22 protein-coding genes and 3 tRNA genes are annotated in these 21,939 nt (G+C 72.1%); 9 read left to right on the top strand and 16 right to left on the bottom strand.

All coding sequences use genetic code 11. The annotated features are described in order from the left end of the window. Positions 1 to 17 precede the first annotated feature (17 nt). Entirely contained in the window at positions 18 to 731 is a 714-nt protein-coding gene (locus ACZ6W9_RS15745; protein ID WP_389959861.1) for a lysophospholipid acyltransferase family protein, read from the bottom strand. Between the two features lie 78 nt (positions 732 to 809). Here ACZ6W9_RS15745 and cofC point away from each other — a divergent pair, with 78 nt between their 5' ends. Next, entirely contained in the window at positions 810 to 1,550 is a 741-nt protein-coding gene (gene cofC, locus ACZ6W9_RS15740) for a 2-phospho-L-lactate guanylyltransferase (protein WP_389959858.1), read from the top strand. Between the two features lie 29 nt (positions 1,551 to 1,579). On the opposite strand, the gene ACZ6W9_RS15735 is transcribed toward cofC, so the two are convergent. Beyond that, positions 1,580 to 3,031, bottom strand: coding sequence for an MFS transporter (locus ACZ6W9_RS15735; protein WP_470118270.1), 1,452 nt, complete (start codon positions 3,029 to 3,031; stop codon positions 1,580 to 1,582). A 210-nt stretch (positions 3,032 to 3,241) separates the two neighbouring features. Here ACZ6W9_RS15735 and ACZ6W9_RS15730 point away from each other — a divergent pair, with 210 nt between their 5' ends. Further along, entirely contained in the window at positions 3,242 to 4,078 is an 837-nt protein-coding gene (locus tag ACZ6W9_RS15730) for a TetR/AcrR family transcriptional regulator (RefSeq protein WP_389959853.1), read from the top strand. A gap of 151 nt (positions 4,079 to 4,229) precedes the next feature. Continuing rightward, the gene (locus tag ACZ6W9_RS15725) at positions 4,230 to 4,439 is read left to right on the top strand and encodes a hypothetical protein (RefSeq protein ID WP_389959850.1); all 210 of its coding nucleotides are present in this window, start codon (positions 4,230 to 4,232) and stop codon (positions 4,437 to 4,439) included. A gap of 135 nt (positions 4,440 to 4,574) precedes the next feature. On the opposite strand, the gene ACZ6W9_RS15720 is transcribed toward ACZ6W9_RS15725, so the two are convergent. The 4 genes from ACZ6W9_RS15720 to leuC all read right to left on the bottom strand — a co-directional run bounded on the left by ACZ6W9_RS15720 (position 4,575) and on the right by leuC (position 7,233). Further along, entirely contained in the window at positions 4,575 to 4,874 is a 300-nt protein-coding gene (locus ACZ6W9_RS15720; RefSeq protein ID WP_362945925.1) for an HU family DNA-binding protein, read from the bottom strand. 144 nt (positions 4,875 to 5,018) lie between these two features. Continuing rightward, entirely contained in the window at positions 5,019 to 5,273 is a 255-nt protein-coding gene (locus ACZ6W9_RS15715) for an SCO5555 family protein (RefSeq protein WP_470118268.1), read from the bottom strand. Then, positions 5,252 to 5,839: a 3-isopropylmalate dehydratase small subunit gene (gene leuD / locus ACZ6W9_RS15710; protein WP_470118266.1), complete on the bottom strand. Its 588-nt coding sequence runs from the start codon at positions 5,837 to 5,839 to the stop codon at positions 5,252 to 5,254. Before leuD ends, ACZ6W9_RS15715 begins: the two co-directional genes overlap by 22 nt. 5 nt (positions 5,840 to 5,844) lie before the next feature. Beyond that, a complete protein-coding gene (gene leuC, locus ACZ6W9_RS15705) occupies positions 5,845 to 7,233 on the bottom strand; it encodes a 3-isopropylmalate dehydratase large subunit (RefSeq protein WP_470118264.1) in 1,389 nt (462 codons plus the stop codon). A 71-nt stretch (positions 7,234 to 7,304) separates the two neighbouring features. On the opposite strand from leuC, the gene ACZ6W9_RS15700 reads away from it, so the two are divergent. Continuing rightward, entirely contained in the window at positions 7,305 to 8,021 is a 717-nt protein-coding gene (locus tag ACZ6W9_RS15700; protein WP_362945935.1) for an IclR family transcriptional regulator, read from the top strand. 64 nt (positions 8,022 to 8,085) lie between these two features. After that, positions 8,086 to 9,831 carry a hypothetical protein gene (locus tag ACZ6W9_RS15695; protein ID WP_470118262.1) on the top strand — a complete coding sequence of 582 codons (1,746 nt, stop codon included), beginning with the start codon at positions 8,086 to 8,088 and terminating at the stop codon, positions 9,829 to 9,831. 144 nt (positions 9,832 to 9,975) lie between these two features. On the opposite strand, the gene ACZ6W9_RS15690 is transcribed toward ACZ6W9_RS15695, so the two are convergent. The 5 genes from ACZ6W9_RS15690 to ACZ6W9_RS15670 all read right to left on the bottom strand — a co-directional run bounded on the left by ACZ6W9_RS15690 (position 9,976) and on the right by ACZ6W9_RS15670 (position 12,415). Next, complete coding sequence (locus ACZ6W9_RS15690; protein ID WP_470118260.1) at positions 9,976 to 10,812, bottom strand: SGNH/GDSL hydrolase family protein; 837 nt, start codon at positions 10,810 to 10,812, stop codon at positions 9,976 to 9,978. Beyond that, positions 10,809 to 11,774, bottom strand: a complete 966-nt coding sequence (locus tag ACZ6W9_RS15685) for a redoxin domain-containing protein (protein WP_470118258.1) — start codon at positions 11,772 to 11,774, stop codon at positions 10,809 to 10,811. Before ACZ6W9_RS15685 ends, ACZ6W9_RS15690 begins: the two co-directional genes overlap by 4 nt. Positions 11,775 to 12,115: 341 nt before the next feature. Then, positions 12,116 to 12,188, bottom strand: a tRNA-Glu gene (locus tag ACZ6W9_RS15680). A 17-nt stretch (positions 12,189 to 12,205) separates the two neighbouring features. Then, positions 12,206 to 12,281, bottom strand: a tRNA-Glu gene (locus tag ACZ6W9_RS15675). Positions 12,282 to 12,343: 62 nt separating this feature from the next. Next, a tRNA-Gln gene (locus ACZ6W9_RS15670) sits at positions 12,344 to 12,415 on the bottom strand. A gap of 186 nt (positions 12,416 to 12,601) precedes the next feature. Between ACZ6W9_RS15670 and ACZ6W9_RS15665 the strand changes: the two genes are divergently transcribed. Next, the gene (locus ACZ6W9_RS15665; protein ID WP_470118256.1) at positions 12,602 to 14,578 is read left to right on the top strand and encodes a M3 family metallopeptidase; all 1,977 of its coding nucleotides are present in this window, start codon (positions 12,602 to 12,604) and stop codon (positions 14,576 to 14,578) included. Positions 14,579 to 14,674: 96 nt separating this feature from the next. Here ACZ6W9_RS15665 and ACZ6W9_RS15660 read toward each other — a convergent pair whose 3' ends face one another. Further along, positions 14,675 to 15,235 carry a PadR family transcriptional regulator gene (locus ACZ6W9_RS15660; RefSeq protein WP_389959828.1) on the bottom strand — a complete coding sequence of 187 codons (561 nt, stop codon included), beginning with the start codon at positions 15,233 to 15,235 and terminating at the stop codon, positions 14,675 to 14,677. A 53-nt stretch (positions 15,236 to 15,288) separates the two neighbouring features. On the opposite strand from ACZ6W9_RS15660, the gene ACZ6W9_RS15655 reads away from it, so the two are divergent. The 3 genes from ACZ6W9_RS15655 to ACZ6W9_RS15645 all read left to right on the top strand — a co-directional run bounded on the left by ACZ6W9_RS15655 (position 15,289) and on the right by ACZ6W9_RS15645 (position 18,659). Then, a complete protein-coding gene (locus tag ACZ6W9_RS15655; RefSeq protein WP_389959825.1) occupies positions 15,289 to 16,656 on the top strand; it encodes an MATE family efflux transporter in 1,368 nt (455 codons plus the stop codon). A 176-nt stretch (positions 16,657 to 16,832) separates the two neighbouring features. After that, positions 16,833 to 17,672 carry an ErmE/ErmH/ErmO/ErmR family 23S rRNA (adenine(2058)-N(6))-methyltransferase gene (erm, locus tag ACZ6W9_RS15650; RefSeq protein WP_470118254.1) on the top strand — a complete coding sequence of 280 codons (840 nt, stop codon included), beginning with the start codon at positions 16,833 to 16,835 and terminating at the stop codon, positions 17,670 to 17,672. Positions 17,673 to 17,837: 165 nt separating this feature from the next. Then, positions 17,838 to 18,659: a MerR family transcriptional regulator gene (locus ACZ6W9_RS15645; protein ID WP_389959821.1), complete on the top strand. Its 822-nt coding sequence runs from the start codon at positions 17,838 to 17,840 to the stop codon at positions 18,657 to 18,659. A gap of 168 nt (positions 18,660 to 18,827) precedes the next feature. On the opposite strand, the gene ACZ6W9_RS15640 is transcribed toward ACZ6W9_RS15645, so the two are convergent. From ACZ6W9_RS15640 to ACZ6W9_RS15625, 4 genes are all read right to left on the bottom strand, one after another. Beyond that, complete coding sequence (locus ACZ6W9_RS15640; protein ID WP_389959818.1) at positions 18,828 to 19,145, bottom strand: type II toxin-antitoxin system PemK/MazF family toxin; 318 nt, start codon at positions 19,143 to 19,145, stop codon at positions 18,828 to 18,830. Beyond that, the gene (locus tag ACZ6W9_RS15635) at positions 19,142 to 19,339 is read right to left on the bottom strand and encodes a hypothetical protein (RefSeq protein WP_389959815.1); all 198 of its coding nucleotides are present in this window, start codon (positions 19,337 to 19,339) and stop codon (positions 19,142 to 19,144) included. Before ACZ6W9_RS15635 ends, ACZ6W9_RS15640 begins: the two co-directional genes overlap by 4 nt. Positions 19,340 to 19,560: 221 nt before the next feature. Beyond that, complete coding sequence (gene gltX, locus ACZ6W9_RS15630) at positions 19,561 to 20,892, bottom strand: glutamate--tRNA ligase (protein ID WP_389960314.1); 1,332 nt, start codon at positions 20,890 to 20,892, stop codon at positions 19,561 to 19,563. A gap of 28 nt (positions 20,893 to 20,920) precedes the next feature. Continuing rightward, positions 20,921 to 21,697 (bottom strand): fumarylacetoacetate hydrolase family protein, encoded by a 777-nt coding sequence (locus ACZ6W9_RS15625; protein WP_362945951.1) that lies wholly within the window; start codon positions 21,695 to 21,697, stop codon positions 20,921 to 20,923. Positions 21,698 to 21,939 lie beyond the last annotated feature (242 nt).

Here is a 21,939-nt window from a genome sequence, read left to right as displayed (position 1 = left end):
ATCACCGTACGTCGAAGTCAGTGGTGCGCAGGTCTCTTGTACGGCGTCCCCGGCGGCTCCTCCCCGCGCAGTTCGGCGAGGAGCGCCGTGATCGCCGCCATGATGTCGGCGGTCGCCTCGCGGAGGACGTCGGCGTGCGGTGGCCGCCCCTCGTACCTCGACAGGTCCACCGGCGGCCCGGTCAGCGTGCGGAACGTCTTGCGCGGCAGCGGCCTGGGCTTCTTGGAACCGTACGGAAGGATCTCCTGGGCACCCCAGTGTGCCACCGGGATGACCGGCACGCCGGTGGCCAGGGCCAGCCGCGCCGCGCCGGTCTTGCCCTCCATCGGCCACAGGTCCGGGTCGCGGGTGCAGGTGCCCTCGGGATAGAACAGCACGCACGCCCCCTCGGCGAGCCTGCGCTCGGCCTCGGCCAGCGAGCGGGCTGCCTCGGCGCTGCCCCGGTACACCGGCACGGCCATCAGCGACCGCACCGCGTGCCCGAGCAGCGGCACCGAGAAGAGACCCGACTTGGCCAGGATCGTCGGCCAGCGGCCGTTGTTGACGAGGAAGTGGGAGATCAGGATGGGGTCCACCCACGACAGGTGGTTGGCGACCAGGATGATCCCGCCGGTCCTGGGCAGCCGGTCGGCACGGCGCCAGTCCTTCCTGACCAGGAGCCACGAGACGGGCTTGACGATCACGACCGCCAGGGCGACCCAGAACCGGGAAGGCCATCCAGGGCGTCTCATAGCTCCTCCATGTAGGTGTGGTGCGGCCCCAAGTGTCCCGGTTGGCCGCGGGAGGTGTCGAGGCGGGATGCTAAGGCTATGCCTCCTGCGGAGAACCCCGGCTGGACCCTGGTCGTGCCGGTCAAGACACTCGTCGCGGCCAAGACGCGCCTGTCGGAGGCGGCCGGGCCGCACCGGGCGGCGCTGGCCGTGGCGATCGCCTGCGACACGGTGGAGGCGGCCCTGCGCTGCGCCGCCGTGGCCCGGGTGGTGGTGGTGACGGGCGACCCGGTGGCGGCCCCGGCGCTGGCGGAGGTGGGCGCCCACGTCACCGGCGACCCGGAGGCGGGGCTGAACGCGGCGCTGCGGCACGGCTGCCTGGAGGCGGTACGGCTGGCGCCCGGCGGCCCCGTCGGCGCGCTCCAGGCCGACCTTCCCGCGCTCCGCCCGGCGGAGCTGGCGCTCGTGCTGGCCGCCGCCGGGGAGTTCGACCAGTCCTTCCTCCCCGACGCCGTCGAGGTCGGCACGACCTTCTACGGCGTGCGCCCCGGCGTGCCGTTCACCCCGGGATTCGGCGGCCCGTCCCGGGACCGGCACCTGCGGCGCGGCGCGAAGGAACTGTGCCTGTACGGGGTCGACTCGGTCCGCCGGGACGTGGACACCCCCGACGACCTGCGGGCGGCCCTGCGTCTGGGTGTCGGCCCCCGTACGGCGGGGATCGCCGGGAGGCTGGCGGGAATCGGGGGGCCGGGGGCCGCCGGCACGCCCGGGGGAACCGAGGGGCCGGAGATCGCCGGGGGGCCGGGAAGGGAGTCCCCGCCGGGGGACTCCCCTCGCTGAGGTCCCGCCCGAGCCGGGCGGGATCGGGATCAGTGGCCGGCGGGCTCCCCCTCGCGGGCCTGCTTCGGCAGCAGGAAGGACGTCACGAGGGTCGCCACGAGCATGGCCGCGACCACCCACAGCACGGTCCGCATCGCGGTGCCCATGTCGGTGCCGGAGGTCAGCAGGTTGAAGAAGACCGTGCCGAGCAGCGCGACGCCGAAGGAGCCGCCGAGCTGCTGGACGGCCGTCAGCGTGCCGGAGGCCGAGCCGGTCTCGTGCTGCTCGACCCCGGCGAGCACGATGTCGAAGAACGGCGCCATCAGCAGGCCCATGCCGAATCCGGTGACCACCAGGGCGGGGACGAACTGCCAGGCGGTCACGGTCTGGCCCGCCAGGGCGACGGTGAGCAGCACGCCCAGCGTGCCGAGCGTCATGATCACGATTCCGCCCTGGAGCGCCCGGCGCCCGAACCGCTGCACCGCCTGGGCGGCGCCGAAACCCGCGATCATGCCCAGTGACCAGGGGATCATGACCAGGCCGGCCTTGAGCGCCGAGTAGCCGAGCCCGATCTGGGTGTAGAGGTTGAACACCAGCGTGAAGCCCGTCATGGACGAGAAGAAGACCATGCCGGTCAGCAGGCCGCCGGTGAAGGCCCGCTTGCGGAAGAGGCTGGGCACGACCAGCGGGTCCCCGCCGGCGCGGCTCCTGCGGGACTCGAACCAGCCGAAGACGGCGAAGACGGCGATCGAGGCGGCCATCATGACGAAGGCCCAGACGGGCCAGCCGCTCTCCCTGCCCTGGACCAGCGGGTAGACCAGCAGGAAGCTCGCGGCGGAGACCAGCAGCACGCCGGGCACGTCGAGCCGGAGCGGATGCGGCGAGCGCGACTCGGGCAGGAAGCGCAGTCCCGCGAGCACGGCGGCCAGGCCGAGCGGCAGGTTGATCAGGAAGATCATGCGCCAGCCCGTCCCGAGGAGGTCGGCCTCGACAAGCCATCCCGCCAGGGTGGGACCGCCCACCGAGGACAGGCCCATGATGGGCCCGAAGAGGCCGAACGCGGCGGCCATCTCCTTCGGCGGGAACATCTCCTTGATCATGCCGAGCCCCTGCGGGAGCATGACCGCGCCGAACAGGCCCTGCACGACCCGTGCGGCGATGAGCAGTTCGGGAGTCTGGGCGACGGCGCACAGCAGCGAGCCGGCGGTGAACCCGGCCGCGCCGATGAGGAACATCCGCCTGCGGCCGAAGATGTCGCCCAGCCGTCCCCCGGTGATCAGGCCGACGGCCATGGAGAGCGTGTAGGCGGCGCCGAGCCACTGGATCGTGGCGGCGGTGCCCCCGATCTCGGCGCGGATGGTGGGTGCGGCGATGTTGGTGACCATCGCGTCGAGAAGGTCCATCACCTCGGCGGCGAGGATCACGAACAGGGCGGCCCAGCGCCAGCGGTAGGCGGGCGCCTCCGCCTCGGGTGGAGCGGGGGTGGTCAGCTCTGCGGCCACGGGGGACTCCTCAGGGATCTGCGGGAACGACGTCCAGCATTGGTGAACAGTGTTCAGGATAGCCGATCACTGTTCTCCTAGAGAACATCGTTCAACAATCGGTACGCCGTTCTTAAGATATGTCGCATCATGTCGTAAGACAAGATATGACGCGAATGAGATCGGTGTTCAGTGCGGTGATCACTGTTCACCTCGGCATACACTGGCGTCATGAGCGACGAGCTGCCCGCCCTGCCCTGGGACCGCCCACGCGGCCGGACGCGCCCGCCCCGGATCCCCCTCTCCAGGGACCGGATCATCGAGGCCGCGTTCACCGTGCTGGACCGGGAGGGCTACGACCGGCTGAGCATGCGCATGGTCGCGGCCGAGCTGGGCGTCGCCGTCTCGGCCCTCTACGCCCACGTGAGCAGCAAGGACGAGCTGCTGGAGCTGATGTACGCCCGGTTCTTCGCCGATCTGGAATGGCCCGAGCCCGATCCGGAGCGCTGGCGGGAACAGCTCAGGGACTACACCCGCGCCGCGCTGGCCAGGCTCCGCTCCCACCGCGACATGGCCAGGGTCTCGATGGGCGCCGTGCCGTTCAAACCGGAGATGCTCCCCCACATGGACGCGCTCCTCGGGGTGTTCCGCGCCGCGGGCCTGCCCGACCGCGTCGCCGGGGCCGCAGGCGACGTGCTCTCCACCTTCGTGGACGGCTTCGCCCTGGAGGAGAACATGTGGCAGGACCGCTACTCCGCCTCCGACGAGCTGACGTGGCAGGGGATGCGCGAGGCGCTGGAGCGCTACTTCGCCGAGCTGCCGCCCGAGCGCTTCCCGCACCTGACGGCGCTGTCGCACTCCATACTCGGCCGGTCCAACGACGAGCGCTTCGACCTCGGCGTCGAGATCATCATCCGGGGCCTGGCGTCATTCGCCGCCGAGGCCGCGGCGAACGACGAGGCGGCGACCGCCGGGACGGGGAGCCCGGAGCGCCCGGCGGCCGGGACCCCCTCGGAGACGCCGGAGGCCCCGGAGACCTCGGAGCCCGGCGAGACCCGCCAGCGCTGACGACGACGGAGTCGGGGACGGACGTCCGTACGGCCCGGCGGCCGGACGCGGGCCGCCCGGTGCGCGCCGGAGACGGACGCCCCCGCGCACGGCCCGGCAGAGCGGCCATCCGTACGGCCCGGCGCGGGCGGTCGCGGGCTACGCTGGTCGGGTGCAGGCGACGGTGCGGATCTTCGACGCGGCGACCCGGTCCGGGTCGGTCTTCCTCGACGACGGGGCCGAGCTGCCGTTCGGCGCGGAGGCGTTCGACGCCGGGCCGCTCCGGCTGCTCCGGCCCGGCCAGCGGGTGAACATCCTCCTCGAGGACGACCGGGTCGCCTACGTCACGCTGTCCACCTTCCCGCTGCCCGGCCGGCCCTGACAGCCCTGACGGCCCGGCGTCCCGCCTCACGCCTCGAGCAGCCGGGCCCCTCAGACCCCCGGACAGCCGGACAGCCGGACCCCCGGACAGCCGGACGCCCGGACCCCCCAGGGCCCGGGCGTCCGGAAGAAGGCTCTACTTTTTCTTCGCGGCCTTCTTTCCCTCCGTGTTGACGAGCTCCTTGAAGTCGGAGCCGGGACGGAACTTCGGCCCCCAGCTCTCGGCGACCTTGATCTCGGCGCCCGTGGAAGGGTTGCGGGCCGTACGGGCGGGCTTGTTGACCATCTCGAAGGCGCCGAACCCCGTGATGGAGACCTTGTCCCCTCGGGCGACGGCCTTCTGGATGGTGTCGATCACCGCGTTCACGGCCTCGGTCGCCGTCTTCTTGTCGCCGACCCGATCAGCGACCGCGTCGACGAGTTCCTTCTTGTTCATAGGTTTGCTCCCCCTGCTTACCGATGTCTGGGAGTGGGCCATGAGGTATATCGCCCCGTCATCACCCGATTTGTCACGGCATGAGGTCTCAACAGAGCGAGAAACCCCTTGCCCGCTTGAAATTAGGGGACGGAGCCGTATGACTCAATCACCTTCCGCAATGTTTCCAGGACTCGGCGTGTCTGAAACCAGAGCATCTAGGTCCAGAAGGAAGGAATCCAGGCGTCGGGCGGCATGACCCACGTTGTGCTTGGCCGCGTCGTTGATCGAAATCAGCCGTCGTGCCAGGCGCTCCCGCCGGTCGGCGGGCAGGCGGAGACCGCGGACGCGGCGGTGCGCCTCGCGCAGCCGCCGCGCCAGCTCCTCTTCCGGGTTCGTCAGACGGTCGTCGGCAACCACGGCTGCCGGCCGTTCTCGTACGCGGCCACGTCGTCGGCGTGGCGGAGGGTCAGGCCGATGTCGTCCAGACCCTCCATCAGCCGCCAGCGGGTGTAGTCGTCGATCTCGAAGGCGGCGGTCCCACCGGCCCAGCGCACCTGGCGTTCCACCAGGTCGACGGTGACCTCCAGGGAGGGGTCGGCCTCCGTCGCCGCCTGGATCTCCTCGACCACGGCGGCCGGCAGGACGACCGGGAGCAGGCCCATCTTGGTGGAGTTGTTGCGGAAGATGTCGCCGAAGCGGGCGGCGATCACGACGCGGAAGCCGTACTGCTGCAGGGCCCACACGGCGTGCTCACGCGAGGAGCCGGTGCCGAAGTCGGGGCCGGCCACCAGGATCGACGCGCCCTGGCGGGCCGGGTCGTTCAGGACGAAGCCGGGGTCCTCCCGCCAGGCCGAGAACAGTCCCCTGTCGAACCCGGTACGGCTGACCTGCTTGAGCCAGACGGCCGGGATGATCTGGTCGGTGTCGACGTTGCTGCGGCGCAGCGGCACGGCCCGGCCGGTGTGGGTGGTGAAGGCTTCCATGATGATCAGACCTCCTGGTCCAGGTCGGCGGGGGCGGTCAGCCTGCCGGTGACGGCGGTCGCCGCGGCGACCTGGGGCGAGACCAGGTGGGTGCGGCCGCCCCGGCCCTGGCGTCCCTCGAAGTTGCGGTTGGAGGTGGAGGCGCTGCGCTCGCCGGGGGCCAGGGTGTCGGGGTTCATGCCCAGGCACATCGAGCACCCGGCCTCCCGCCACTCGGCTCCGGCGGCCTTGAACACCTCGTGCAGCCCCTCCTGCTCGGCCTGGAGCTTGACCAGCATCGAGCCGGGGACGACGAGCGTGCGGGTGACGACCCTGCGGCCGCGCAGCACCTCGGCCGCGGCCCGCAGGTCCTCCAGGCGGCCGTTGGTGCACGAGCCCATGAAGACCGTGTCCACCTCGATGTCGCGGAGCGGGGTGCCCGCGGTCAGGCCCATGTACTCCAGGGCGCGCCGGGCGGCGGCCGGGTCGGAGGTGTCCTCCGGGTCCGGCACCGACTCCCCGAGCGGGGCGCCCTGGCCCGGGTTGGTGCCCCAGGTGACGAACGGGGTCAGCGTCGAGGCGTCGATCTCCACGACCGTGTCGAAGACGGCGTCCTCGTCGGTCGCCAGGGAGCGCCAGTGCTCGACGGCGGCGTCCCAGTCCGCGCCGGTGGGGGCGTGGGGGCGGCCCTCGAGGTAGGCGAACGTGGTCTCGTCCGGGGCGATCAGGCCCGCGCGGGCGCCGGCCTCGATGGACATGTTGCAGACCGTCATCCGGCCCTCCATCGACAGCCCGCGGATCGCCTCGCCGCGGTACTCGACGATGTGCCCCTGGCCGCCTCCGGTGCCGATCTTGGCGATGATGGCCAGGATGAGGTCCTTGGCGGTGACGCCGGGCGGCAGCTCACCGGACACCTCGACGGCCATCGTCCTCGGCCGGTAGGCCGGCAGGGTCTGGGTGGCCAGGACGTGCTCCACCTCCGAGGTGCCGATGCCGAAGGCGATGGCCCCGAAGGCGCCGTGGGTCGAGGTGTGAGAATCGCCACAGACGATGGTCATGCCGGGCTGGGTCAGCCCGAACTGCGGGCCGATGATGTGCACGACGCCCTGGCCGGCGTCGCCCATCGGGTGCAGCCGGATGCCGAACTCGGCGCAGTTCTTGCGCAGCGTCTCGACCTGCGTGCGCGAGACGGGGTCCTCGATCGGGCCGAGGACGGTCGGGACGTTGTGGTCCTCGGTCGCGATGGTCAGCTCGGGCCGCCGGACGGGACGGCCCGCCATGCGCAGGCCGTCGAAGGCCTGCGGGCTGGTCACCTCGTGGATGAGGTGAAGGTCGATGTAGAGCAGATCGGGTTCCCCTTCGGCACGTCGCACCACGTGCTGCTCCCAGACCTTCTCCGCCAGCGTGCGGCCCATGTCGCCTCCTTGCGATCAGTCATTCCGCACCCGACTTGCTTTCTCATATGTCGAGACGGCAGTATCGGTGTATGGACAACTCTAGCGGAGTCGGCGTACTGGACAAGGCCGTGCTCGTGCTCAACGCCCTCGAAGCCGGCCCGGCCTCCCTGGCACAGCTCGTCCAGGCCACCGGTCTGGCGCGACCCACGGCCCACCGGCTCGCCGTCGCACTCGAGCACCACCGCATCGTCTCCCGTGACACGCAGGGCCGCTTCGTGCTCGGCCCGCGCCTTTCCGAGCTGTCCACGGCCGCGGGCGAGGACCGGCTCCTGGCCGTGGCGTCGCCGGTCCTCGCCCAGCTGCGCGACCTGACCGGCGAGAGCGCCCAGCTCTACCGCCGCCAGGGCGACGAGCGCGTGTGCGTGGCCGCCGCCGAGCGCTCCAGCGGGCTGCGCGACACCGTGCCGGTCGGCTCGGCGCTGCCGATGCTCGCCGGGTCCGCCGCGCAGATCCTGCTCGCGTGGGAGGAGCCCGACCGGCTGCACCGGGGGCTGCGCGGCGCGAAGTTCACCGCGGCGACGCTGGCGAGCGTGCGGCGCAGAGGCTGGTCCCACAGCGTCGGCGAGCGCGAGCAGGGCGTGGCGAGCGTGTCGGCCCCGATCCGCGGCACGGCCGGGAAGGTGATCGCCGCGATCTCGGTCTCCGGGCCGATCGAGCGCCTCACCCGCACGCCGGGCCGCCTGCACGCGGCGCCGGTGGTGAGCGCCGCGGAACGGATCACCGAGGCGATGCGACGGGCCAACTGAAAGGGCCCGCGGAGGGGCGCGATATGAGGGGGCGAGCACCCTTCCGGAGCCCTAGTCTGGGTGCGTGACAGATCGCATCGAGGCGGCCGCGGCGGAACTGCGTCCCCTGCTCCAGGACTTCATCCTCTGGGCGCGCGAGAACGCGCCCGGCACCGATTCCAACCTGGTCGGTCCCGTCGCCCTGTGGCACCGGCTGACCGCCTCCGACGACGTCAGCCGGTGGAAGCGTGCCGATCTGCGCAAGGTGCTCCTCGAACGGATGCCCCAGGTCGTGGAGGACCCCGACGCCGCGGCGGACGGCATGGTGCCCGCGCTGCGGGCCTACCTGACGTTCCTGTCGGAGACCGGCCGGCTGTCCAAGGGGTCCTCCCCGCTCCGGGACCTGATGGCCGAGCTCGACCGCCTGGAGGACGACTTCGTCGACGCGATGGAGGACCTCGTCGCCGAGCAGGACGACGAGGAGTACGACGAGGAGGACGAGGAGGAGATCGAGGGGCTGGGCGACTTCGAGCCGTTCGCCGACGATCTCGCCGAGCTGCCGACGATCCGCCTGCGCCCCGACGCGGAGCTGGCCGGGGCCGTACGGAGGTCACCGCTGATCGGCAAGGCTCGCGACCTCGCACTCTGGGTCGGCTCCGAGCGGCGGGTGGGCGAGACGAGCCTGCTCACCGACGCCGAGATCACCGAGGCCGTGGCCGCCCTCGGCCTGCCCGTCCCCCAGGGCGGCGACCAGCCGCTGTCGGACCGCGTGCCCGCGCTCTGGAACATCTGGAACCTCGCCATCGACCTGGACTTCCTCCAGCCCGAGGGTGAGGACACCGTCGGCGCCGACCCCGACGCCGCCGACTGGCCGTTCGAGGACGACGACGACGCCCTGGACGTCTGGATGGCCGGCCTGCACTCGGTCGACTACGGCGACCCCGAGCTGGACGACGAGGACGCCACGATCGCCCTGTCCGGGCTGACCCGGGCGCTGCTGGTCCGGGTGCTCCTGGCGAGCGGGTCCAGGTCGCTTCCGGAGCTGCGCGCCGAGCTGGCCGAGGCCGCCGCCGAGTACGACGAGCGCGGCGCCGAGGCGTGGGCCGCGGCCACCGCCAAGTACGGCGACCCGCTCAACCCCGTCCTCGACTGGCTCGCCGGGTACGGCATGGCCGAGGTCGAGCACGACCAGGTACGGCTGACCCCGCTCGGCATGGAGGGCGTGGTCCACCTGGCCGACGACTCCGACATCGAGCTGGACGCCCGGCCCGCCATCGACGCGATGACCGCGTTCGACCTGCTGACCTTCAGCGCGGAGCTGCCCGAGGACGAGGCGGACGCCGAGTTCGCCGCCTGGATGGAGCTGCGCGAGCCCGCCAAGGCCGCCAGGGAGCTGCTGGAGGCCGCGGCCGAGGACGACGCCGACGCCCTGGTCCGGGTGCAGGCGGCCAGCATGGTCGGCTCGCTCGGCGAGGTGGCGGTGCCCGCCTGGCAGGAGGCCCTGGACGAGCCGTCCCTGCGCCCCTACGCGGCCACCCACCTGGCCCAGCTCGGCGTGGACGGCGCGCCCACGCCCACCCAGGCCGACACCCACTGGCTGATCCTCGACATGCTGACCATCTCCGCCGGTCTCGGCCGGCCGGAGTTCGTCAGCAGCCTCGACGACATCGGCACGGCGTCGAGCCTGGTCGGCCTCCTCGACGTCATCTGGAAGGTGCCGCACCCGCACCTGGAGGAGCTGCTGGAGGCGATCGAGCAGGCCCACCCGGACAAGCAGGTCGGCAAGGCCGCCAAGAGGGCCCTGTTCAAGGCCCGCTCGGCGCACAACTGAGCACACCGCGGCCGGCCGCCGGGAATCCCGGGGCCGGCCGTGCCGTACGGCGGTGCGCCGCAGGGGGCCTCGTGGCCGTCAGCGCGTGGCCGGCGGGCCCCGCGGCGTCTCCCGATCCCTGACCGGCGGGCCTCGCGATGCGCCTCAGCCCGCGGCGGGCAGGCCCGGCAGGGCGCGGACCAGCGCCTCGGCCCAGTGACGATAGCCGGTCGCCGACGGATGGAACCCGTCGGAGGCGAAGAACCCGGCCATCTCGACGGGCACCTCCGCGGTGGCGTGGACGACCCCCTCGGCGTCGCGCGCCACCTCGCGCATGACGTGGTCCAGCGCCCGCGCCCGCAGGCCCAGTACGGCCCGCAGCGGCTGGGGGAGCGCGGGGAACCTCCCGACCGGCGGCATGCCCGCCACCACCACCGGCACCCCGGGCAGCCTCCGGCGCACCGCCTCCACCAGCTCCCGCAGCTCGCCCCGGAACCTGCGCGGCCGGTTGAGCTCCAGCAGCTCGTTCACCCCCAGGGCGACCACGACGACGTCGGCGGGTTCCAGCAGCGGGACCAGCTCGGCGGTGGTGGTGCGGGTGTTGACACCGCTCCTGGCTGCCACCTGCCAGCGCACCGGGCGGCCGGTGCGCGCGGCCGCCTCGCGGGCCAGGAAGCCGGCCAGTCCCTCGTCGTGGGTGGCGACGCCCACGCCCGCCGCGGTGGACTCCCCCAGCACGGCCAGCCTGAACACCGGCCCCGATTCCCCGCCGGGCAGGGTGCCCACGGCCCCCGCGGCTCCCGCGGCCCCTGGCGTCTCGGAGACCTCCGCGGCCGACGCCCCGCCGCCCCTGCCGGTCACGTCGATCACATCGGTCATGCCGGCGAGCGGTCCCGCGGCCTCGGGGAGCCGGGGTGTCCCGCGCCGGATCCGCAGCCCCTGCACGGCGAGCACCGGCGCCAGCGCGACGGTGGCCGGCGAGGCCAGCCATTCGGCGCTCACGCGTCCTCTCCCTGCCAGTCGGGCAGCGGCCGGTAGATCGCGACGCCCGCGCTCTCCAGTTCCTCGCGGACGCGGAAGTACTCCTCCCCGAACGGGTCGACGCCGGCCAGCGGCATCAGGCCGCGGCGGACGGCGAGGTCGTGGGGGGCCAGGGCGGCCGCCTCGTCGAGGTGGCGCCGGGCGGCCTCGGCGCGCCCGCGGCGCAGCAGCCACGCCGCCAGGCGCCCGTGCAGCCGGGCCAGGCGTTCCCCGTCGGTGGGGGGGCGCAGCCGCCGGGTCGTCGCCCCGGCGTCGCCGTCCACCACCCAGCGGCGCAGGGCCGCGACGGCGCGCTCGGACGACAGCCCGTTCATCGACCGGAAGGTGTCGGTGGCGGTCATGGTGTCCTGCGGCCGGGCGATCCGGCCCTCCTCGTCGACCCAGACCACGGTCGGCACGTTGATCACGTTGTACAGCTCGGCGATCCGGCCGTCGGCGTCGACCACGGCCGGATGGGCGACGTCGGCGAGCCACTCGTCGGCGTCGGCGGGGTCGCGGTCGAGGGAGACGCTGAGCAGGCTGAAGCCGTACCCGCCCAGCTCGCGGTGGAGGGCGTCCCAGGCGGGCAGGTCGTAGCGGCAGCCGCACCAGGAGGCCCAGAAGACCAGCGCGACCTTGACGCCGCGCAGCGCGACCAGCTCCGGGAAGTCCGGCGCGCGGTCCAGGGCGGTCCCGGCGGGTTCGCCGATCGCGACCACGCCCTCATCCTCGTCGGTGACCGCCGGTCGGCCGAGCAGCTCGGCGAACCTCACCAGGTCCACGCCGTCGCCGGTCTCGGCGGTCGCGGCCCGGAAGGAGGGGATGCACGCCTCACCCCTGCACCAGCCGTGCGGCTTGCGCTCCCAGCCGAGGATCGGTGTCCCGTGCGGCACGACGAGCCCGTCGGCCTTCTCCTCGCGGCCGTCCGCCAGCAAAGTGATCATCTTCGCCCCCTATTGGATAGTGTTGCTCTCTAATTATTGGGAAGCACCGGCATCCGGGCAAGAGCGCGATCACGGAAGACGCGCCGGGACGCGGAGGATCACCCGGAACGCCGAGGAGCGGAGGAGCCCGGCCGGAACACGGGAGAGCGGAGGGCCGGCGGAGACGCGCCGGAACGCAGGAACGCGTAGGCCGGCGGAAACGTGTCCGAACGCTGAAGAGCGAAGGACCTGGCGAGGAGGCGCCGGGATGCGGAGGACACGGAGGATCGGCAGGGAACCGCCGGAACCGCCGGAACGCAGAAAACCCCCGGAAGCCATTGCTTCCGGGGGTTTCACCGATGTAGCCCCGACCGGATTCGAACCGGCGCTACCGCCTTGAGAGGGCGGCGTCCTAGGCCACTAGACGACGGAGCCTTGCAGAGATGACAGTGTGGTAGTCCCGACCGGATTCGAACCGGCGTTACCGCCTTGAGAGGGCGGCGTCCTAGGCCACTAGACGACGGGACCGAGACACTGTCGTCGGATTCGGGGGGAACCAAATCCGCGACGCCTTCGCGAGGAAGACGCAGCTGGGGTACCAGGACTCGAACCTAGAATAACTGAACCAGAATCAGTCGTGTTGCCAATTACACCATACCCCACCGCGGTTGAGCTCCTTGCGGTGCTCGCTTGCGACTCCGAAAGAATAGCCCAGGTTGGGCGTGGAGACCAAAACGATTGGCCCGCGCCTGGCCGGGCGTCCGATCGTGTGACACCGGCATGGCCTCGACCGGCCGGGTGTGTAACGCTGCTGGGGCAGACAGAACCCCACATGAGGAGCCCGCGTCGTGGCTGAGAGCCCCTTCTTCGCCCCAAGCACCCTGCCCTACCAGCTCCCGCCGTTCGCCGAGATCAAGGAGGAGCACTACCTGCCCGCCTTCGAGCGCGGCATGGCCGAGCAGCTTCGCGAGGTGGACGCGATCGTCGCCGACCCCGCCCCGCCGACCTTCGCCAACACCGTCGAGGCTCTGGAGCGCTCCGGCCAGATCCTGGAGCGGACGGCGATCGTCTTCTTCAGCGTCGCCGCCTCGCACGCGACGGACGCCATCCGGGAGATCGAGAAGGAGGTCGCCCCCCGGCTGACCAAGCACGGCGACGCCATCCACCTCAACCGCGCCCTGTACGCCCGGCTCAAGCAGGTCGCCACCGACGACCCGGAGGAGGCGTGGCTGCTGGAGAAGTACCGCGTGGACTTCGTCCGGGCCGGCGCCGACCTGTCGGAGGCCGAGCAGGAGCGGCTCAGGGAGCTGAACGAGGAGCTGTCCACGCTCGGCACCGCCTTCTCCCAGAACCTGCTGGCCGCCACCACCTCCTCGGCGCTGGTCGCCGAGGACGCCAAGGAGCTCGACGGCCTGTCCGAGACCGCCCTCAGGGCGATCGAGAAGGACGGGAAGTACGTCCTGCCGCTGCTCAACTTCACCAACCAGCCCGCGCTGGCCGAGCTGACCGACCGGGAGACCCGCCGCAGGCTGTACGGGCTGTCGACCGGCCGGGCCCCGGAGAACTTCGGGCTCGCGGCGAAGATGGCGGCGCTGCGCGCCGAGCGGGCCGCCCTGCTCGGCTACCCGAACCACGCCGCCTACACCGTCGCCGACCAGACGGCCAAGACCACCGACGCCGTGGAGGAGATGCTCGGCAAGCTGGTCGGCCCGGCGGTGGCCAACGCCCGCCGCGAGGCCGAGGCGCTGAGTGAGCAGGCCGGCTTCCCGATCGAGCCGTGGGACTGGTCCTTCTACGCCGAGAAGGTGCGCAAGGCCCGTTACGACTTCGACAGCTCCGAGCTGCGCCCCTACTTCGAGCTGGACCGGGTGCTGCGCGACGGCGTCTTCCACGCGGCGGGCGAGCTGTACGGCCTGCGCTTCGCCGAGCGGGACGACCTCCGGGGCTACCACCCCGACGTCCGGGTGTTCGAGGTGTCCGACGCCGACGGCTCGGAGCTGGGCCTGTTCGTGTTCGACCCGTACGCCCGGCCGACCAAGCGCGGCGGCGCCTGGATGAACAACCTCGTGGACCAGTCGCATCTGTTCGGCCGGCTGCCCGTGGTGATGAACAACCTCAACATCACCAAGCCGGCCGAGGGTCCGACGCTGCTGACCTTCGACGAGGTCAACACCGCCTTCCACGAGTTCGGGCACGCCCTGCACGGCCTGTTCTCCAACGTGCGCTTCCCCAGGGTCTCCGGCACCGCCGTGCCGCGCGACTTCGTGGAGTACCCCTCGCAGGTGAACGAGATGTGGGCGACCTGGCCGTCGATCCTCGCCAACTTCGCCAGGCACCACGAGACCGGCGAGCCGGTGCCGGCGGAGCTGGTGGAGAAGATGCAGGCCGCCGAGAAGTTCAACCAGGGCTTCGCCACCGTCGAGTATCTCGCCGCGACCCTGCTCGACTGGGCCTGGCACAAGCTCGCCCCGGGTGAGACCGTCGAGGACGCCGAGGCGTTCGAGGCCGCGGCCCTGGAGCGCGCCGGCATCGCCTTCGAACTGGTCCGGCCGCGTTACCGGACCAACTACTTCGCGCACATCTTCTCCAGCGGCGCGGGCGGCTACAGCGCCGGCTACTACTCCTACATCTGGAGTGAGGTGCTGGACGCCGACAGCGTCGAGTGGTTCAAGGAGAACGGCGGCCTGGTGCGCGCCAACGGCGACCACTTCCGCTCGACCCTGCTGTCGGTCGGCGGCGCCAAGGACGCGCTGGAGGCCTTCCGCGCCTTCCGCGGCCGCGACCCGCGCATCGAGCCCCTGCTGGAGCGCCGCGGCCTGGTGTGACGACCCGCCCCGGGTACGGCCGCGCGGCGCTTCCGGCCGCGGCCGTACCGAGGCGCGCACCCGGGCGCGCTCCGGAACGCTCCAGGCCCGCCCGGGTCACCCCGGGCGGGCCTCGCCGGACGCGGACTCCAGCTCCGCGATGACCTCCCGGAGCCATTTCCGCTCCGCCGCGCCGGCCGAGCGGGCGACCACGAGCATGCCCCGGTGGAAGGGGTCGCCGACCTCGTCGGCCCGCAGCGGCCTGCCGTCCTCGTAGAAGAAACTGGCGGGCGTCTCCAGGAAGTCGAGGCGGCGGCGCAGCACCCGGGCCTGCGCCTCGCGGCCGGGGAGCTGGGACAGGAAGGCGAGCAGGCCGAAGAACCGCGTCTGGTCGCTGATGTCGAGGTCGGCGGGCTCGCGGAGCCGCCGCAGGAGCTCGCGGCGGCCCGGCTCGGTCAGCGTGAGGACCTGGCGGCGGGCCGCGCCCGCCCCCTCCTCCTCGTGCCGCTCGACGAACCCCTTCTTCTCCAGGCGGGCGATCGCCGGGTACAGCGCGCCGTCGCTGACCGGGCGCAGGTGGCCGCTCAGCCCGTGGATGCGGGCCTTGAGCTCGTAGCCGTGCATCGGCCCCCGTCCGAGCAGGCCGAGGATCGACAGGGTCAGATCGCCGCTTGCCATGGGCGCATCGTAACGCTATACCTCTAAACGAGATAGCTCGAAAAGAGGTAAAGATGAAGCTGCTCCGCCTCGCCCTGCCCGTCTACGTGGAGCTGCTGACCGCCGTGGTCGCGGTCGGCCTGATCGACCTGCTCTGGGTGTCCCCCCTGGGCGGTCCGGCCGTCGCGACGGTGACGATCGCGACGGCCGCCGAGAACCTCGCCCTCGGCGTCGTGCTCGCCGTCTCCACCGGGACCACCGTCGCGGTCGGCCGCCGCGACGGCCGGGAGCCGCTCGGGCCGGTCGTCCGTACGGCCTGGCTGCTGGGCGGGGCGGTGAGCCTGGCGGTGGCGGTCCCCGGCGTGCTGCTGCGCGAGCCGCTGGCCCGGCTGTTCACCGAGGACCCCGGGACGGCCCGGCTGACCGCCGGCTTCTTCCTCGTCTCCCTGGCCGGCCTGCCGGTCTTCTACGCCCAGACGCTCACCGACGGGATCTTCAAGGGCCTCGGCGACACCGCCACCCCGATGCGCACCGCGCTGCTGTGCAACGCGCTGGTGATCGTTCTGGATCCCCTGTTCGTCTACGGCCTCGGCATGGGCGTCCAGGGGGCCGCCGCGGCGACCGTCACCGCCCGCGCCGCGGCCCTCGGCGTCGCACTGACCCTCCTGTCCCGGCGTCTGTCCCGCCGCGCGGCCGCCGGGCCTCCGGCGCGAAGGCTCCGCCTGGTCACAGCGGAGACCGGGGACGCCGGGGACGCCCCGGACACCGCGGGGCCGGGAAGGCTCACGGAGCCGGGGAGAGCCGGGAACGTCCGGGACGCCGGAGAGATCGTCCGCACCGGCCTGCCCATGTCCGGGGACTTCCTGGCCCGATCGCTGGTCGGCATGCTCATGGTGGAGCTGGTCGGCGGGTTCGGGGTGACGTCACTGGCCGCGTACGGCACCGGCACCAAGATCATGATGGCCGGGGTGATGGCCTTCTACGCGCTCCGGCAGGCCGCGATGATCCAGACGGCCCGGTCGGGCCGGGCGGGTCCCGCGCTGTCCCTCGGCCTGGCCGCGGGCGGGGTCGTGGCGGCCGTGCTCAACGCCGTCGCCGTGCCCGTGGCCGGGCTGTTCACCGCGGACGCGGCGGTGGCCGCCGGGACCGTGGACTTCCTGCGGTGGATGACGCTCTACCTCGTCCCGTTCGGCGCGCTGATCGCCGCGGGCGGGACGCTGCAGGCGAGCGGGCGCGGGAGCCGGGTGCTGTCCGCCACCCTGACGGGCTTCGCCGTACAGCTCGTCCTGGCCCACGCGCTGGGCGCGGCGCTCGGCGTCACCGGCGTCTGGCTGGCCATGGCGGCGGGCACCGCCCTGGCCGCCGCGCTCGTCACCGTGTTCGTCACCGCCGGGTCTCCCGTGGGAAAACCGGTTGCGGCCCTCCCTAACCTGGAGCCATGAACCACGCACTGTGCTACGCCCACCTCCGGGTGGGCCTGGTCAAGCGGCCTCGCGCCACCCGGGCCCTGGCCCGCTAGGACGCGCGCTCCGCATCTCATGACGCGCGTCCGCACGCGTGCGCCCAGGGCTTCTCCGAGACCCGATCCATCTCTCGGACCCCGAAGGGGCGAAACGCTGTGGCGCGTTCATTCGCACACGGAAACCATTCACACACCCAGAAGAAGGTCAGGGCCGGCGGCGGCGGGAGAACCACCCGCGACCAGGCGAGGCGTGCCCTCTCGCAGAACTTCATGGCCGATCCCCGCGAGATCGACCGTGTCGTCGCCGCCGCGGCGCCGGAACCCGGGGACCTCGTCCTCGAACCCGGCGCGGGAGAGGGCCCCCTCACCCGGGTCCTGGCCGGCCGTTGCAGAAAGGTCATCGCCTACGAGATCGATCCGCTGCTGGCCGGAAAGCTGGCCGCACGCACCCGCGACGACGACCGGATCGAGGTCGTCCGCGGCGACTTCACCGCCGCCAGGCCGCCCGCCGAGCCGTTCGCCGTCGTGGGCAACATCCCCTACGCGGTGACCTCGCGCATCGTCGACTGGTGCCTGCGGGCGGGGAACCTCACCTCGGCCACTCTCGTCACCCAGCTGGAGTACGCCCGCAAACGCACCGGCGACTACGGCAGGTGGAGCAGGCTCACCGTGGTGAGCTGGCCCCACCACACCTGGCACCTGCACGGCGTGATCGACCGCGCCGCGTTCCGCCCGGTCCCCGGGGTCGACTCGGCGATCCTGCGCATCCGGCGCAGGCCCGCCGGCCTGCTTCCTCCGGAGGCCATGGACGCCTACCGCGATCTGGTCGAACTCGGCTTCAGCGGGGTCGGCGGCACTCTGCGCGCCTCGCTGCGCCGCCGCCACTCCGCCGCCGAGGTCGACGCGGCCCTCGCCGGGGCCGGCGTCGATCCGGACAGCGTCGTCGCCCACGTCCACCCGGACCGGTGGATCGCCCTGTTCCACCGTCTCCACTGACCCGCCGGGGGGGGGGGGGCCCCCCCCCCCCCCCCCCCCCCCCCCCGGCCCCCCCCCCCCCCCCCCCCCCCCCGCCACCGGAGCGGACCTCCCCGGAACGCCGGCCCGCCGGAAATCGGGCAGGCTTGACCCTCACATCGTGTGAGGCCCTGAAGTGGGAGGACCATGTTCACCATCGGAGCCTTCGCCAGACACGGCCGCGTCTCGGTCCGCATGCTGCGCCACTACGACGCCGTCGGGCTGCTGCGCCCCGCCCACGTCGATCCGTACAGCGGTTACCGCTTCTACGAGGCCGGTCAGCTCGCCCGGCTCAACCGCATCGTCGCCCTGAAGGACCTCGGGTTCACCCTCAGGCAGGTGGCGGCGATCGTGGACGAGCCGGTGAGTGCCGAGGAGCTGCGCGGGATGCTCCGGCTGCGGCGGGCGGAGCTGGAGACGGCGCTCGCGGCCACGGCGGCCCGGTTGGCCCAGATCGAGGCGAGGCTCCGGACGATCGAAAGCGAGGGACGCATGAACATCGACGACGTGGTGGTCAAGCGCATTCCCGCCGTACGGGTGGCCGAGCTGAGCGGCACCGCCGCGAGCTACGAGCCCGAGGACATCGGCCCGGTGGCCGGGCCGCTCTTCGACGAGCTGTGCCGCAGGCTGGAGCGGGCGGGCGTGACCCCGGTGGGGCCGGGCATCGCCTACTACCAGGACGCCCCGGACGGCGAAGCCGTCCTCGTGCACGCCGCGATGCCGGTCGCGGCCGGCCCCGCGGACGGTCACGGCCTGACGATCGTGGACCTGCCCGCGATCGAGCGGGCCGCCACCATCGTGCACCGCGGCCCGATGGACGACGTCCTGCCCACGGCCCAGACGCTGACCAACTGGATCGAGACGAGCGGCCACCGTTCGGCCGGCTATCCCCGGGAGCTCTACCTCGAATGCCCCGGCGATCCGCGGGGGTGGGTGACCGAGCTCCAGGAGCCGATCGCCCCGGCGTGACCTTCCCGGCGTGCGAACGGTGCCCGGACACGAAGACCGCATCCGGGCACCGGCGCGTTCCCCGGGGACTCGGGAGAGGTCTCATTCGGGGAAACCGGGATGGGACCTCCCGGAGCCCGGGAGAGGCTCAGCCCTTCGAGGAGATGAGGGCGGCGCGGGAACGGGAGCCTACAGCCCCAGGTAGAGGGTGACGGCGTGCTCCACCTCGGCGAGTTCGTCGTGGTCCAGGTAGTGCACCGGGTCGCCGTGGATGAAGGCGATGTCGACGGACCGGATCTGGTCCACCAGGAAACGGGTGAGGGTTCCCGCCATCTCCAGCTCCGGACGGAAAGCCGCCGGCTGTGCGCTGGTAGAGGTGGGGACGACGGTCGCGACGTTCCACGGCATGGAGCTCGGGCTCAGCACCAGGCCGTAACGGCGCCCCCGCTGTTCGTGCCCTCGCTTCGCGTCTCCGAAGTCCACGCGGTAGACCGCGCCCCGGATCACCAGGCGTCCTGCTCTTCGGACAGATCTTCGTCGGCCAGCCGCTCGGCGTCGACACGAGCCTGGGCGAGCCACACCTCACGTTCCAGGAGACGCAGGGCGCGGCGGATCACATCGCTGGTGCGCTCGCCGCCCCGCTGTGCCGCTTTGATGATCCGCTCGTCCTCTTCGGTGGGCCTGAAGCCGATCGTTCCCATGCGTTCATGCTACGCGGCCGTTGAACAATCGTCGCGCATTCGTATAACAGCCCGCGGGCTCCGCCGAGGCGGCATCCGGGCCGCAGAGGTCCGTCCAGGCTCAACACACACGACGAGCCGGCACCGCATACGGCTTGGCAGGAGAACCCGTGTACGACCGGTGCCCGGACGCGAAGGCCGCGTCCGGGCACCGGCGCGTTTCCCGGGGGTCCGGGAGAGGCTCAGCCCTCCAGGCGGGTGAGGGCGGCGCGGAGGCGGGCGACGGAGCGCTCGCGGCCCAGCGCCTCGATCGACTCGAACAGCGGCAGGCCGACGGTCCGGCCGGTGATCGCCACGCGGACCGGGGCCTGGGCCTTGCCGAGCTTGAGGCCGTGCTCGGCGCCGACCTCCTCCAGCGCGGTCTTGAGCGACTCGGGGTCGAAGTCGGCCTTCTCCAGACGGGCGAGGTAGCCGGTGAGGATCTCCCTGGCGGAGGTCTTCATCGCCTTGTCCCACGACGCCTGGTCGAAGACGGGCTCGTCCAGGAAGAGGAAGTCGACGTTCGCCGTGATCTCGCTCAGCACCGCGATGCGGGTCTGGGCGAGCCCGGCGACCTTGGCGAAGGTCTCGCGGTCCCAGTCGGGCGCGAGCCACGGGTCGCAGCGGTCGATGAAGTCGTCGAGCGCCAGCGCCCGGATGTACTCGCCGTTGAACGCGCGCAGCTTCTTCTCGTCGAAGAACGCCGAGGAGGGGTTGACGTCCTCCAGGCGGAACAGCGGCACCATCTCCGACCAGGGCATGATCTCCCGGTCGCCGCCGGGACCCCAGCCGAGCAGCATGAGGTAGTTGACCATCGCCTCCGGCAGGTGGCCCTCGTCGCGGTAGGACTCCAGGGCGACCTTGTCGCGGCGCTTGGAGAGCTTCTGGCGCTTCTCGTTGACGATGACCGGCAGGTGCGCCCAGACGGGCGGGGTCACGCCGAGCGCCTCCCACAGCAGCTGCTGCTTGGGCGTGTTGGACAGGTGCTCCTCGGCGCGGACCACGTGGCTGATCCGCATCTCGATGTCGTCGACCACGTTCGCCAGCGCGAACAGCGGCGAGCCGTCGGCGCGGGCGATGACGAAGTCCTCCATCGCGTCGTTGGGGAACTCGACCCTGCCGCGCACGAGGTCGTCGACGACCGTCACGCCCTCGTCGGGGGTGCGGAAGCGGACCGCGCCCTCGGTGAGGCCCCGCTCGCGGCAGAAGCCGTCGTAGCCGCGGTGCTCGGAGCCGGTGCGGGCCTTGACGTCGTCGCGGGTGCAGGTGCAGTGGTAGGCGCGGCCGGCGGCGAGGAGCTTGGTCACCGCCTCGCGGTGCTGCTCCTCGTAGGACGACTGGAAGTAGGGGCCCTCGAAGAACGGGCTGTCCTCGTGGATGCCGATCCAGGCCAGCGCCGAGATGATGCCCTCGGTCCACTCCGGCCGGTTGCGCGCGGCGTCGGTGTCCTCGATGCGCAGGACGAACCTGCCGCCGGACTGCTCGGCCAGCGCCCAGTTGAACAGCGCCGAACGGGCGCCGCCGACATGGAACATGCCGGTGGGCGAGGGAGCGAAACGAACCCTAATCACGGGAGACCACCCGGTTGGTGAGAGTGCCGATTCCTTCGATGCCGACGCTGACCTCGTCGCCGACGTCCAGCGGTCCGACTCCCTCGGGGGTCCCGGTGAGGATGACGTCGCCGGGGATCAGGGTCATGACCGCGCTGACGTGGGCGATCAGCGCCGGGATGTCGTGCATGAGCTTGGAGGTGCGCGAGCTCTGCCGGAGCTCGCCGTTCACCGTCGTGGTGATGGCGAGGTCGTCCGGGTCGAGCACGGTCTGGATCCACGGGCCGAGGGGGCAGAACGTGTCGAAGCCCTTGGCCCGGGTGAACTGGACGTCCTTCTTCTGCAGGTCGCGGGCGGTGACGTCGTTGGCGCAGGTGTAGCCGAAGATGACCTCGCGGGCCCGCTCGGCGGGCACGTCGCGGCAGAGCCTGCCGATGACCACGGCCAGCTCGCCCTCGTAGTCGACCCGCTCCGACAGCCCGACGGGGTAGGCGATGGTCTCTCCGTGGCCGATCACCGAGGTGGACGGCTTCAGGAAGATCAGCGGCTCCTCGGGGACGTCGCCGCCCATCTCGCGGGCGTGCTCGGCGTAGTTCCTGCCGATCGCCACGACCTTGCTGGGCAGCATCGGCGCGAGCAGCCGGACCTGCGAGAGCGGGTGGCGCTCGCCGGTGAACTGGATCGAGCCGAACGGGTGCCCGGAGATCGCGGAGACGAACTCCTCGCCGGGGCCGCCCTCGACCACCCCGAATCCGACACCTTCACCTGTGGAGAACCTCGCGATACGCACAGGACAAGGCTAGTCGCGCCCGTGGGCCGCCCGGGACCGCCGCCGCTCCCCGGCCCGCCGCCCCGGGTCCCCGGCCGTCCGGTCCTCACCGCTCCCCCGCCCCCGTACGGCTCCGGACGGCCGCCGCCGGGAACATCGGGAACGCCGGAACGATCACCGGGGATCCCTTTTCGGAATTTCCCCGGAAAACCGCGGTAATCAATCAGCCATCTATTTCCATTATCCGCCCAATAATTATCATG

This window comes from Streptosporangium sp. NPDC053982, from assembly GCF_055585205.1.
Note: the sequence above shows the minus strand (reverse complement) of the source record. Positions and strands in the feature narration are given on the sequence as shown.